At 40.3% G+C, this 13,181-nt stretch carries 11 protein-coding genes; 1 reads left to right on the forward strand and 10 read right to left on the reverse strand.

Features of this window, described 5'->3' with window-relative positions:
* Positions 1 to 42 precede the first annotated feature (42 nt).
* The 5 genes from IQ13_RS16715 to IQ13_RS16735 form a co-directional block, all read right to left on the reverse strand.
* Positions 43 to 1,314 (reverse strand): hemolysin family protein, encoded by a 1,272-nt coding sequence (locus IQ13_RS16715; protein WP_144887789.1) that lies wholly within the window; start codon positions 1,312 to 1,314, stop codon positions 43 to 45.
* A gap of 38 nt (positions 1,315 to 1,352) precedes the next feature.
* The gene (locus IQ13_RS16720) at positions 1,353 to 2,774 is read right to left on the reverse strand and encodes a TolC family protein (protein WP_144887790.1); all 1,422 of its coding nucleotides are present in this window, start codon (positions 2,772 to 2,774) and stop codon (positions 1,353 to 1,355) included.
* A gap of 14 nt (positions 2,775 to 2,788) precedes the next feature.
* A complete protein-coding gene (locus IQ13_RS16725; RefSeq protein ID WP_144887791.1) occupies positions 2,789 to 5,947 on the reverse strand; it encodes an efflux RND transporter permease subunit in 3,159 nt (1,052 codons plus the stop codon).
* A 3-nt stretch (positions 5,948 to 5,950) separates the two neighbouring features.
* Positions 5,951 to 7,069, reverse strand: a complete 1,119-nt coding sequence (locus IQ13_RS16730; protein WP_199758299.1) for an efflux RND transporter periplasmic adaptor subunit — start codon at positions 7,067 to 7,069, stop codon at positions 5,951 to 5,953.
* Positions 7,070 to 7,153: 84 nt separating this feature from the next.
* Positions 7,154 to 7,477, reverse strand: coding sequence for a hypothetical protein (locus IQ13_RS16735; RefSeq protein ID WP_144887792.1), 324 nt, complete (start codon positions 7,475 to 7,477; stop codon positions 7,154 to 7,156).
* 308 nt (positions 7,478 to 7,785) lie between these two features.
* On the opposite strand from IQ13_RS16735, the gene IQ13_RS16740 reads away from it, so the two are divergent.
* On the forward strand, positions 7,786 to 8,106 hold the full coding sequence (locus tag IQ13_RS16740) for a DUF6122 family protein (protein WP_144887793.1): 321 nt from the start codon (positions 7,786 to 7,788) through the stop codon (positions 8,104 to 8,106).
* 10 nt (positions 8,107 to 8,116) lie between these two features.
* Here the strand turns inward: IQ13_RS16740 and IQ13_RS16745 are convergent, their stop codons facing one another.
* The 5 genes from IQ13_RS16745 to IQ13_RS16765 all read right to left on the reverse strand — a co-directional run bounded on the left by IQ13_RS16745 (position 8,117) and on the right by IQ13_RS16765 (position 13,175).
* A complete protein-coding gene (locus tag IQ13_RS16745; protein WP_144887794.1) occupies positions 8,117 to 8,728 on the reverse strand; it encodes a hypothetical protein in 612 nt (203 codons plus the stop codon).
* 35 nt (positions 8,729 to 8,763) lie between these two features.
* Positions 8,764 to 9,456: a HupE/UreJ family protein gene (locus tag IQ13_RS16750; protein ID WP_144887795.1), complete on the reverse strand. Its 693-nt coding sequence runs from the start codon at positions 9,454 to 9,456 to the stop codon at positions 8,764 to 8,766.
* A gap of 75 nt (positions 9,457 to 9,531) precedes the next feature.
* Positions 9,532 to 9,945, reverse strand: a complete 414-nt coding sequence (locus IQ13_RS16755) for a hypothetical protein (protein WP_144887796.1) — start codon at positions 9,943 to 9,945, stop codon at positions 9,532 to 9,534.
* A 30-nt stretch (positions 9,946 to 9,975) separates the two neighbouring features.
* Complete coding sequence (locus IQ13_RS16760) at positions 9,976 to 11,817, reverse strand: heavy metal translocating P-type ATPase (protein ID WP_144887797.1); 1,842 nt, start codon at positions 11,815 to 11,817, stop codon at positions 9,976 to 9,978.
* A 227-nt stretch (positions 11,818 to 12,044) separates the two neighbouring features.
* A complete protein-coding gene (locus tag IQ13_RS16765) occupies positions 12,045 to 13,175 on the reverse strand; it encodes an efflux RND transporter periplasmic adaptor subunit (RefSeq protein ID WP_144887798.1) in 1,131 nt (376 codons plus the stop codon).
* Between the last annotated feature and the right edge of the window lie 6 nt (positions 13,176 to 13,181).

Genomic DNA, 13,181 nt, shown 5'->3' on the forward strand with positions numbered 1-13,181 from the left:
GAACCAAAGTTGATATTAATAAAGAAGGTATAGCACCTTTTGTTAATCTCTTTTGATTATTACCTTATCGATCCGCTGGCCATCCATATCCACGACTTCAAAATCAAACCCATTCCACTTAACTCTTTCACCGGGTAGAGGGATATGATTTAATTCAGCTAGTATTAAACCACCAAGTGTGTTATACCCACCTTTTATTTTTTCAGTGGATAAATTGAAATAATGTAAAAATTCAAAGAAAGGATATTGTCCATCGGCCAACCATGAACCATCTTCCCGTTCCCTGATTGAGTACTCATCCTGGTTATACTCGGTAGAATCGCCAATTAATGCATCAAGAATATCGTCCATACTTACCATACCCAATACAGCACCGTATTCATCTACAATAAAAGCATAGTGAATTTTTGACTCTTTAAACTTTTCCAGTACTTTATACGCTGCCGTATTACCATGCACCATCACAGGTTGCTTAATGAAATGTTTAAGGCTAAATTCAGTTGTTTTGAAATTTTTAGGAAAAACATCTTTCACCGATACAATGCCCAATGGTTTGTCAAAACTTTTATTGACAACAGGATAAACAGAGTGGGGTTCAATTTGCGCCCTTTGTTTTACCATATATAAGTCGTCGGTAATATCAAAATATACCAAATCGTTCCGGTGGGTCATCAGCTCACTTACTTTCCGGTCTCCAAGAGCAAATACACGGTGCACAATATCCTGTTCAATTTCCTGGATTTCTCCTTCTTTTGCACTTTCCTGTACAATTGCTTTTATTTCTTCCTCACTCACAATGCCATCTTTACTTTTCTTCAAACCGAACAAACCCAGCACCAGGTTATTGGTAGTGGTAAGCAGCCATATAAACGGTTTGGTGAGCATTGAAACAATGGTCATTGGTTGTGCCATGACCATTGCAATTGTTTCAGGAAACATCAGACCAATACGTTTCGGAATCAATTCACCAAACACAATGGAGAAAAAAGTAAGCACGATCAACACCAGTGTAACTGATATTGTATCGGCATAAGGGGCCAAAAAACTGATGCTTTCGACAAATAGTTTTACATCGGCAGTAATCTTATCGCCACTGTAAATACCGGTAAGAATACCGATAAGTGTAATACCAATCTGCACGGTTGATAAAAACGTATCAGGTTTTTCTGACAAGGCAAGGGCTTTTTTTGCATTGACATTTCCTTTTTTAGCTTTTGTTTCCAGTTTAAACTTACGGGCAGAAACAAGCGCTATTTCACTCATGGAAAAAATACCATTGAGAAGAATGAGCATGAAAATGATAAATAATTCCATGAGTGATATTTTAGTGATAAGGCATTTTAAGGGTTAATTTATTTCCAGCCTCCGCCAATTGCTTTAAAAAGATTAGCGGTTTCCTGGTACTGATTTTTTTTCAACTGCACCAAAGATAGCTTTGCTTCGAGTAAGTTTTGTTGCGCCGTTAATACTTCCAGGTAATCGGCCCTGTTCGATTGAAAAAGCAGCCGTGCATTTTCAATCGCATTTTCAAGCACTTTCACTTCTTCGGTTTTCAATTGTATTGCCTGGCTGATGTTATCAATTTTTCTCATGCCGGTATATACTTCGCCAAAAGCAGTAAGCATTGTTTGCTGGTAGTTGTTCAGCGCCTGCAGCTGCAATGCAGTTTGGGTATTGAACTGCGCCTTTAATGCACTGCGGTTAAATACAGGAGCCAGCAACCCGCCAAATAATCCATAGGCAACAGATTGCGCATTGAAAAAAGTAGCCGGACTAAATGCCTGCAAGCCTACTGTTGCATTAATGGTAAGCGTGGGGTAAAATGATTTTCGTGCAACCTCCACATCAAAGCGGCTTGCCTCCAGTTCGTACTGCGCCATTCTTATATCAGTTCTGTTTTGTAATAACTGCGATGGAATGCCGGTGCTTACAACAGCCGGTTGTTCCAGAAGCCAGTTCCTGTTGCGTTGTACAGGTTTGGGGTAACGGCTTAATAACAGGTTCATCATCTTTTCATTTTCAAGGATCGCTTGTTCAAGCTCCTTTGCAAGCGTTCTTGCGTTGAGTATTTGTGCCTTGAACTGATCAATTGCCAATGCTGTTGTACGTGCAGCTTCTTTTTGCGTTTCAATCATTTCCAGCATTTCCTGCTGCAACTGAATATTCTGTTGAATGATCTGTAACTGTTCGTCCAAAGCAAGTATCTCGTAATAGGTTAAAACCAATGTATTGATGATGTTGGTCTGTAACCAGTTTTTACCTTCAATAGTAGAAAGATAACGGGCTAAGGCCGCTTGTTTTTGATTTTTCAGTTTACCATAAATATCGGGTTCCCACGAAGATTGAAAGCCTGCAAAATAATCGGGCAGATGAACCGGTATAAGTTTACCTGGTTGTATTTCTGTAGTGGCATTACCCGCACCATCCATTGTATAAAAACCGAACTTGCGGATGTTGGGTGCAAACAACCCGTTAGCAGTTGGCAACATCAATCCCCTGGCATTGCGCAATGAAGCTCTTGCAATCTGAATATTCTGATACGCATTCTGTAAATCGAGATTTTCAGTGATGGCAGCAGTAATAAGCGATCTCAGGCTGTCGTCTTTAAAGAAATAAGCATTGGTAACCATGGAGGCATCAATACTGTCTCTGTTGCCGGTATATGTTTCCGGTAAAGCGGTAACAGGTGTACCTGTTACCGCTTTTTTTGCACTGCATCCATACATTACTGCAGTAACACTAAGCAGGATAAAAAAAATATGTCGTTTGTTCATTTGTTTTAGTTTGATTACACTGTTTCTGTATAAGTCTTCTCTTCTTTTCTTCCTTTTGCCTGAAATTTTTCTGCAAGAGTTGCAAACACATAATACAATCCGGGAACAAGCAGTACTCCAAAAAGGGTTCCGAACAACATGCCCCCTGCTGCTGCAGTACCAATTGTTCGGTTACCAACCGCCCCGGCACCACTTGCAATCATCAGCGGAAGCATCCCCACAATAAAAGCAAAAGAGGTCATTAATATTGGACGTAAACGAAGCTTTGCAGCATCAATGGCTGCTTTTAATGGTGTAAATCCATCCCTGTGTTTCATCGAAGCATATTCGATAATGAGGATCGCATTCTTACCCAGTAATCCAATGAGCATAATCATGGCTACCTGTGCATAAATATTATTTTCAAGCCCAAACATCCATAACAAAAAGAATGCGCCGAATACGCCTGTAGGAAGCGAAAGAATAACCGGCAGCGGTAAAAGAAAACTTTCATACTGTGCAGCAAGCAGCAGGTACACAAAAATTAAACAGATAAGGAATATAACAATGGCTTCGTTACCGGCAGCTACCTCATCTCTTGTAATACCTGCCCAGTCAATATCAAATCCTTTGGGCAATTTTGTTTTTGCTACTTCCTGTATCGCTGCAATCGCTTGTCCGCTGCTGTAACCCGGCGCTGCCTCTCCATTTAATTCGGCAGAAGGAAACATGTTGTAACGTGTGATCTGGTCAACACCATACACTTTTTCCATTTGTATAAATGCAGACAGAGGTACCATTTCTCCGGTTTTATTTTTTACTGTAAGCTTCAGTATATCTTCCGGCTTGGCCCTGTATTCGGGTAAGGCCTGTACCATTACTTTATACATTTGTCCAAAGCGAATAAAGTTGGTAGCATATTCGCTGCCTAACAATGTTTGCAGCGTACCCATTACATTGCTAACGGTAATACCTTTTTGCGTTGCCATATCCTCATCAATGTGCAACAGGTATTGAGGAAAGTTTGCATCGAAGATGGAAAAGGCAGCACCGATTTCCGATCTTGCTTTGAGATCTGCTAAGAACTGAGCTGTTACCTGTCCTTGGTATTGCAGATCGCCACGGCCCGTTTTATCAAGCAGGCGTAATTCAAATCCGCTTGCGTTACCATAACCAGGCACAGCAGGTGGTGGAAACATTTCAATACTTGCGCCTTTGAGATGTTTGGTCTTTTCCTGTAAGCTGGCAATTACTTCATCAACAGAAAGCTTTCGCTCTTCCCATTTTTTCAGGTTAATAAGCAATGTACCATAGGTAGCACCAGTACCATCGGAAAGAATATTTGTTCCTGAAAGAGAGGAAACACTTTCGATGTCGCTGATCTTTTGTGCAATTTCCTGAATGCCTGTTACCACTTCTCTTGTTTGCTCAAGCGTTGCTCCTGCAGGTGTGGTAACACTCACATAAAATGTTCCCTGGTCTTCGTTTGGAATAAAGCCTGTAGCAACCGTTTTTCCAAAAAGTCCGGCACCTATACAAAACAACAATAAAGCAATAAACGTAACTGTTCTGCGGCTAACAATTACGCTTAACAGTTTCTGATAGTTTGTTTCAAGTTGGTTATAGCGTTTATTAAATCCGTTAAAAAAACGGTTGACGATATTATTTGATTGCTGTTTGTGATGATTACTTTTCAGAATCAACGCACATAAAGCAGGCGTAAGTGTTAATGCAATAACCCCGGACAGCACAATTGATATGGCCATGGTTAAAGAGAACTGCCGGTAAAAAATACCCGACGGCCCACTCATAAATGCAACAGGAATAAAAACGGCACTCATTACAAGTGTAATGGCAATGATAGCACCTGAAAGTTTTTTCATAGCAGCTTCTGTAGCCCTTAAAGGCGATAAGCCAGGATCGGCCTCCATTTCCACATGCACACCTTCCACCACCACAATAGCATTATCCACCACAATACCAATTGCAAGTACCAATGCAAACAATGTGATAAGGTTTAAGGAAAACCCAAGGAACTGCATAAAGAAAAACGTACCTACCAGTGATACCGGTACAGCTAATAAGGGTATTAATGTTGAACGCCAATCTTGCAGAAAAATAAACACCACTAACGATACCAGCAGAAATGCTTCAATGAGGGTTTTAAAAACTTCATGTACTGATGCATCCAGAAATCTCGACACATCATAACTGATTTCATAATCCATTCCTTTCAAAAAAGAACCTGCCTTTAATTCTTCCATGCGTTTTTTCACATTGGCAATAACTTCACTTGCGTTGGAACCCGGCAACTGCTTCAACATTACTGATGCGGTAGGTCTTCCGTTTAGTTTTGCTTCCACATCAAAATAGGTAGTGCCAAATTCAACATCTGCCACATCTTTGATACGCAGGATCTGTCCCTGATTTGTCGATTTTACTGGAATATTTTCATATTGTTCTTTGCTGTTGTATTTACCTGTGTACTTAATAACGTATTGTTTAGCCTGTGCTTTTTTATCTGAGCTTTCGCCCACTTTACCCGGTGCAGCTTCAATATTCTGTTCTTCCAATGCTTCCAGTATTTCATCGGCAGAAATATTATAGGTGAGCATTTTGTCCGGCTTCAGCCAGATACGCATGGCATATTCTTTTGCTCCAAGAATATCAGCGTAACCCACACCTTTGATGCGTTTTAATTCGGCAAGAATGTTAATGTCGGCAAAGTTGTACAGAAAACTCTCCCGCAAACTTGTATCAGAACTGTAGATATTCAGATACATAAGCATTGCATTTTCTTCCTTCGCAATCTTCACTCCATTCTTAATTACTTCACTTGGAAGTTCGCCCATTACAGCAGCCACCCTGTTTTGAATATTTACAGCAGCTATATCCGGGTTGGTTCCTATTTCATGAATAACCTGCACCACGCCAACGCCATCGTTACCGGCATCGGACGACATATACTTCATACCAGGCACACCATTTATAGCTCTCTCTAACGGAACCAATGCAGCTTTGGTTACGGTTTCGGCATTTGCACCTGTGTACTCAACCGTAACATTCACTTCCGGCGGAGCGATGCTGGGAAATAAAGTCATTGGCAAAGTAAACAGTGCCAATACACCCAGCAATGCTATAATGACCGAAATGACAATTGACAGAACAGGTCTGTGAATAAATTTTGCAGTCATAGGTTAACGGTTTTGTGTGTTCAGTAAATCATTCATTGGTTTCAGCACCGTTTGTACCTGGTCGCCATCTTTTACCAACTGCACACCTTCGTAAAGAATATAATCGCTGGCAGTGAGTCCACCCTTAATAGCATATTCATTTGTAAGACGTACAATAGGATCAACTTTCCGTTGCGTTACCTTACCGTTTTTATCCACTACAAACACATATAGATTTTCCTGTACCTCGTATGTTGATTTTACTGGAATGAGCAGTGCATTATTCAATGGTTTGTTTAAAATAATTTTACCGCTGGCGCCATGTTTTAAAATCTTATTGGGGTTGGGAAACCTTGCACGGAATGCAATGGTTCCTGTTTCAGAATTTATTTCGCCATCAATGGTTTCAATGCTTCCCTTGTGTGCAAACAAAGAACCGTCGGCCAGTTTTAATTCAACCGTTTTATACAGTTCAGGTTCTTTGATGTATTGCAGGTAATCCACTTCAGACACGTTGAAATAGGCAAACACCTGCTGATTGTTTGACAACGAGGTTAACAAATCAGCTTCTTCCACCAATGCACCCGCTTTTTTCGGAATCCTGTTGATATAGCCACTGAACGGAGCCCTGATCTGCGTGTAGCTTAATCCGGTAGTTGCCTGCGATATAGCTGCCTTCGATTGATCTATGATGGCAAGCATAGCATCTTTCTTTGCCTGCAATGAAGTGAGCTCTGCTTTTGAAACAACATTTTTGCTGATGAGCAATTCAACATTTCTGATTTCAATTTCAATTTGTTTCAGTTCGGCTTCGGCCTGTTTTAAAGCAGCATTTGATTTCGACAATTCATCTCTGTACTCTTTGCTGTTGAGCGTAAACAGCAGTTGCCCTTGTGTAACAAATGCACCTTCATCAACATGCACACGTTCAATAAAACCTTTTGCACGTGACCGTATCTCTACATTTTGTTGCGATTGAATATCGGCCACATATTCCTGCTGATAACCGGTTGAAGAAAGTAAGGGTTGCGTAACAATGTATTGATCGGGTTTTACCGTTTCAGCAGGTTTATTCTTACAGGAAAATTGAACTAATAGCAACATCCCGGCAGCAAGTGCCGGAACACATATGTTCTGTTTCATTTGATTGAATGATTAAATTATTTTAAATAAACAGGCAGGCGCAATCATTAACTGATTGTACAAGCAGGCAAACAAAAAAATAATTTAAACTTCGGGGGGAGGTGATAGAATATCGAAAGCAGATAATGTAATGTCTCCGCCTTTATAAGAAGGATATGCTGTTGTTGAAATAGAGATTGAAGTTTGTGCCAGATCGGCAAAAGCATTGTTGCTGAACAGATCAACCGTTTTAATCAGAATAAAATGCTGGCCGCCGTCATCATCTTCGTCTTCAGGCGTACTGTCATTGTTTTCTAATACCACCTGGTCGATATATTCGATTAAGCTGTTAATATCGTCCTGTTGCTGTCCGTTCAGAGTAAAACTATCCTTTTCCGCAATTTGAGGCAGAAACATGGAAAAGTTCATGTGACAAAACAGTAATATAAACGTAACAGCTTTCTTCATCAGCGGCAAAGATAGGTGCAATAAGCTACAATAAACAAAAGCTATCTGTAGTTCCTAACTCTATTTTGAATACAGCAAATAGAGGTCCTGTTTTATCACATGAGAGACTGGTTGTTGAGAAACAGAATAATTATAACTGATACTTCAACAATTTAGCCACAGCCTGCTGATATTCCCATTCTGTTTGCAAGAATTTATCATAAGCAGTAAAATAAAAACAAGCCATGCCACTTTTTTTGCGCTTCAATAATCAGTTAACTTTGAAGCACATGCAATATGCGATACATTATTTCCTGCACCTTATTTTCCCAATCGTACTAGCTTTTTTCATTGATAAAAATCACTGGTTACGTGTTTACCTGATTTTGCTTGCAACCATGTTAGTGGATCTTGATCACCTGTTTGCCACTCCTTTGTATAACCCCTGTCGTTGCAGCATAGGTTTTCATCCCTTGCATAGCTATCTTGCCATTGGCGGGTATGCTTTGCTTTTGATACCAAAGAAGACACGCATTCCCGCCATCGGTTTGTTACTGCACATGCTTGCCGATTCTATTGATTGCCTGTTTATCCGGCAGGTATGCCCCTGATCAATTCCTGTTATATCACATATTGTCCCTTCAACCTGATAGTTACTACTACATCTGACTTTCCATTGTTCCTGAAGTACCAGCCATGCTTACCTTCGAATGGCGAAAGCAGGGTGCCTACCATATTATCAGCATAAGCCAGCGTGTAGCTCTCGTAATAAACGTCTTTAACTGCCTGTGCCTGGTTTACCTCTCCGTGAAAATCGACATACAAAACATCTTTATCTGTCGTCCACTCATATTTTACCTGCCCGTGTTTGAGCATGTAAATTTTATATTCGATCCCTTTGCCTGCAGGTACAGTAACCTGTACACTATCTTCCCTTATTTCATATTGCTGCGAAGGAGGCGGGTTGTTTGCTTCTACCGGCTTTGCTACAGTTGAATCAGAGCCTGCCTCTGCCATTTTAATACGTGGATAAGAAGCCCTGACAACGGTTGTTGAATCGGCTGATACATGTAGCCGTGTAAAGCCCAGCTTTTTTCCAATACCAGTAGGGTCAAGTCCATACTCCGCCGGAAGCACTGCACCCACAAGCAGTACCGAGGCTATCAGCAGGGAAATGATCAACGCTTTAATAATCTTTTTTTTACCGAGAACCGGGTGATATAATTCTGACATGATAAATTATTTATTTAAATAGTTTTTTGATCGTTTTATTTTGAAATGAAATAGCCTGCCAGTTGGTAGCCCAGCAATAAAAACCCTGCCGCCATAAGAAGCGTATTCGTTAAGGTTGAAAATTTAAGAAAGCTTGGTTTTGTACGCCAAATGGCAATTAATGAGAGAACCATTGCAAGTGCTATAAACTGTCCTGCTTCTACACCAATATTGAAAGCAATCAGGTTACTGACAAGCCCCTCTTTATCAAATTTAAATTCCTGCAATTTAGTGGCAAGGCCAAAGCCATGAAAAAGCCCAAAGATGAGTACAGCCGCTTTTGTATTTGGCTGAAAGCCAAGGAAACGTTTGAAGCCACCCAGGTTATCGAACCCTTTATAAACAATTGACAAAGCTATGATCGCATCAATGAGGAATGCATTTACGTTGATATCGGCAAGTACACCCAGGAGCAGCGTGATGCTGTGACCAATGGTGAAAAAACTTACATACAGTAAAATTTCTTTCGTTTTGCATAAAAAGAAAATAACACCTACAAGAAATAACAGGTGATCATAACCAGTGAGCATGTGTTTAGCACCGATATATAGGAATGGCCCGAAAGCAACGCCTGCGTTACCGGCTAAAAAAGTTTGTGTGTCGCCATCTACACCATGAGCCTGCACAGTGCACCAGATACAACAAAGCAGGAAGGTTAAAAAAAGAAGTGCTGTTTTTTTAAGATACATTGTAATTATTCATTAAGAGGCTTTCTCCTGCACCAGCAGGAGAAAGCATGAAAAAAATGAAATTAAAACAAGCCATTAATGTTGATGGCCATGTTGTTTTTCCGCATCTGTCACCGTATTCTTAAATTTTGTGGATACAGACTTTCCGTCTACCTCGAAAGTAATTGTACAAAATTCAAAAATGTTTGCTTTAGGCAGTGAGGTACATAAGCTGCTGTTTTTGCAGGAGGAAAGTGTAGCAGTGGATTTTGTCTTATTAATAAACTCATATTCCACCTTAGCGTTGGTTACTTTACTAACAACCTTGTTTTCGCCGTTCATTACGTAAAAATTAAGGCTGTCTTTTGCTTTTACCATTTCAATATGGTAACCACCCGCTTCCTGCAATGTGCCTCCGTGCGGGGCTTTATGTGAGTGTTGGGCAGATGCAGCAGTTGCTCCTGCAATAATTACGAGCAGTGAAAAAAAGGCTTTCCTGATCATTTTCATGTTTTGTTGTTTTTATGAGTGATTAAAAATTTACTTAATAGGTATCCGTAATAGTTTTATTGAATTAATAAACACCAATGTGTCGGGCAGCAAATGGATGGCCGCAGCTTCAACAGGCCCGAGTATTTTCAGCAAGACCAAAACGATCCCGATCACATGCACCACACCAACGCCGACAATTATATTTTCTTTGATGGTGCGGAAGGCTCTTTTACTGATAGCTCTTGCTCTTTCGATCTTTTCTAATTTGTCTTCCATTAAAACAATGTCGGCAGCTTCCATAGCAGCCTGTGTTCCCATTGCCCCCATTGCTATTCCTACATTTGCCTGAACCAATGCCGGGGCATCATTAATTCCATCACCCACCATAGCCACTTTTGCCCCTTTGCCTTGCAGCTCTTTTACTATTTTAATTTTATCCTCCGGTAATAAGTTTGCCCTGAACTCTGTAATACCAACTTGTTCAGAAACATGTTTTGCTGTTTCGGGGTTATCACCTGTAAGCATTACGATATTTTTTACCCCGCTTTTTCTAAGACCCGCAATCATATCTTTTGCTCCTGCACGTATAGTGTCGGATATATAAAATATGCCGGCCAATTTATTATCAACGGAAAGATAGATTGCCGTATCGGTAAGGTTTTCTGAAGTGGTTAGAACCGGAACATTGCGTTCTGTCATGAATGACTTATTGCCGAATAAAACTGCCTTGCCATCTACACTTGCTGAAACACCACGGCCTTTTATTACTTCAAAGTTTTCCGGTTCCCCATAGGTGAGTTTTAATTTGTCAGCATAGGTCAAGATGGCTTTTGCCAATGGATGACTGGAGCGCCTGTCAACAGCGGCAGCCATTTGCACCAAATACTTTTCATCCACACTCTTATCTACCAGCTCAACATGATTGACCGTGGGGCTTCCAACCGTTAAGGTTCCTGTTTTATCAAAAACAATCGTGTTAACCTTGGCGAGTTCTTCCAAAAACTTTCCACCTTTTACAAGAATACCTTCCCGTGCAGCACGGGCAATGGCAGCAATCGTAACAAGCGGTGTTGCCAAACCTAATTCAGCAGGAGAAGTAAATATCAGCAACGCTATTACCAGCCTTATATCACGGGTGTAAAAATAGACCGCACCTACAAAAATGAACACTACAGGGATAAGCCATGACGCTACTTTATCGGTGAGCTTTTCAATAGGGGCCTTTTCACTTTCTGCTTCTTCTACCAATGTGATGATGCGTGAGAAAACAGTATCCTTGCCTGCTTTGGTCATTTGAATATCGAGTGCCCCCAATTCAACAATTGTTCCGGCAAAAGCATCGCTCCCAACCATTTTTTCCTGCGGAACACTTTCCCCGGTAATAGGAGCCTGGTTAACGGAGCCTGTGCCCCCGGTTACTTTTCCATCTACCGGGATTTTCTCCCCGGCTCTTACCAAAATAATGTCCCCGATTTTTAAATCATCTATTTGTACTGTTTCTTCTTTACCATCTTTTTTTACAATGGCTGTTTTAGGAACAGAACCAATTAACTCTTTTATGGAAGCTCTTGCCCTTTCACCACTTGCACTTGCTATGTATTCGGCAATAAGAATGATCATTAATACAACCGCACCAGCTAAGTATTCCTTGCCAAGCACTGAAACAACAACCGCAATTGTAATGAAGATCTCTGTGCCTATCTTTCGTTCTTTGAACAGATCAATGGCTGCTGTTTTCACCAAAGAGTAAAGACCGAACGCCATTGCCGCAAGTAACACAGGTAATGGGATAACGTCTAAATAAAAAAGTAAACTTGCTATACCTACAGATAAAATCCGTACAATTTCCCAGAGGAACTGGCGTGAGAAAAAAACTTGTGTGAGTGCCATTGTATACAGTTTAAATTATTAATGTTGGTGACTGGTGCCTACATTCAGATTGTTTGCAAGAAAGGATAATACCAGTAGCAGCACGATCACAAAAACGGCGATTATCATCATTAACTTACCATTTGATTTCGGCTTGTTGTTTACCGGTGCTGGTATAACCTTTTTCTTTTTCCGATGCTTTCCTGGCTTCATATTGACCTGTATTGAGACATGTGGTAATTTCTTAGTTACTCATCTGCCGTATTCTTCATTTTCATTAAAAGATTGTAAGCCCCTTTCAATACAAATGTTTCTTTTGCCTTGTTCTCATCAATCATAATTTCTGTAAACCCGTTTTCTGTGTTACCGGTTTTTACCTCAATCATTTCAAATTGATTTTTTCCTTTTTCGATGAAAACATATTGTTTGTTTTCAAAACTGACGATGGCATCTGATGGCACTACTGTTGCATTACTGCTTTTTACTTCTATTTCAGCATTCATGTACATGCCGGGAATAAGTGTTTTATCATAGGATGCAAAATGACAATGCACTTCTACGCTTTTATCTTCAGAAAAGTCTTTCCCGATCAAAATAATTTCGCAGGGATATTTTTTTTCAGGATTGCTATTGGTGTAGGCAATAAGTTTTTGCCCAATGAAAAGATTATTAACGTCTTTTTCAAAGGCTGTTAGCACTAAGTGTATGTCCGCAGGGTTTACAATTTCAAACAGCACATCGGCAGGGGCCACGTATTTGCCAATATTCACGTTTACTTTAGAAACAAAACCGTTGATCGGTGAAGCAATGCTAATGCTCTTTGAGATATTGCTTACAGTCCTGTTGGCAGGATTGATGCCGATCAGTTCTAATTTTTCAGCAAGTGATTTTAGCAGAATTTCCAGTGAAGTGTAATCGGCCAATGATTGCTGGTAAATTTTATCGCTGCTGGCTTTGCTTTGGTTCAGCTCTCTTTGTCTTTCATATTCTTCTTTTGCAAATACCAATTTTGCTTTTGCTGTTAAATAATCCTGCTGCAATTGTATGTATTGCTGATCTTCCATGATGGCAATACTTTCGCCTTTTTTCACATAGGTGCCGGGTAACAGTTTCGTGTATTTCAAATATCCACCCAGCGGAACACTGATGGAAACCATGTTTTGTGGCGGCACATCTATCTTACCATTTACTTTCAGGAGCGATGAAATAGATTGCTTCTCCAGTTTACCTGTTTGTATCCCGGCATTTTTAAATTGCGCATCGGTTAGTGTAACAAGGTTTTCTGCTGTTTGACCTTCTGTTTTTTGTTCTTCTTTATTACTGCCGCCACAGGCTGCAAGCAGTAAAGAAATATTCAGGATGATGATTAATTGTTTCATTATTGT

The sequence above is a fragment of the Lacibacter cauensis genome (assembly GCF_007830055.1).
GTDB classification, from domain to species: domain Bacteria; phylum Bacteroidota; class Bacteroidia; order Chitinophagales; family Chitinophagaceae; genus Lacibacter; species Lacibacter cauensis.

Excerpts from the sequence above, each read along its gene's own strand:
- IQ13_RS16715 (WP_144887789.1), bottom strand. The coding sequence starts at position 1,314 with ATGGAATTATTTATCATTTTCATGCTCATTCTTCTCAATGGTATTTTT.
- IQ13_RS16720 (WP_144887790.1), bottom strand. The coding sequence starts at position 2,774 with ATGAACAAACGACATATTTTTTTTATCCTGCTTAGTGTTACTGCAGTA.
- IQ13_RS16725 (WP_144887791.1), bottom strand. The coding sequence starts at position 5,947 with ATGACTGCAAAATTTATTCACAGACCTGTTCTGTCAATTGTCATTTCG.
- IQ13_RS16730 (WP_199758299.1), bottom strand. The coding sequence starts at position 7,069 with ATGAAACAGAACATATGTGTTCCGGCACTTGCTGCCGGGATGTTGCTA.
- IQ13_RS16735 (WP_144887792.1), bottom strand. The coding sequence starts at position 7,477 with ATGAACTTTTCCATGTTTCTGCCTCAAATTGCGGAAAAGGATAGTTTT.
- IQ13_RS16740 (WP_144887793.1), top strand. The coding sequence starts at position 7,786 with ATGCAATATGCGATACATTATTTCCTGCACCTTATTTTCCCAATCGTA.
- IQ13_RS16745 (WP_144887794.1), bottom strand. The coding sequence starts at position 8,728 with ATGTCAGAATTATATCACCCGGTTCTCGGTAAAAAAAAGATTATTAAA.
- IQ13_RS16750 (WP_144887795.1), bottom strand. The coding sequence starts at position 9,456 with ATGTATCTTAAAAAAACAGCACTTCTTTTTTTAACCTTCCTGCTTTGT.
- IQ13_RS16755 (WP_144887796.1), bottom strand. The coding sequence starts at position 9,945 with ATGAAAATGATCAGGAAAGCCTTTTTTTCACTGCTCGTAATTATTGCA.
- IQ13_RS16760 (WP_144887797.1), bottom strand. The coding sequence starts at position 11,817 with ATGGCACTCACACAAGTTTTTTTCTCACGCCAGTTCCTCTGGGAAATT.
- IQ13_RS16765 (WP_144887798.1), bottom strand. The coding sequence starts at position 13,175 with ATGAAACAATTAATCATCATCCTGAATATTTCTTTACTGCTTGCAGCC.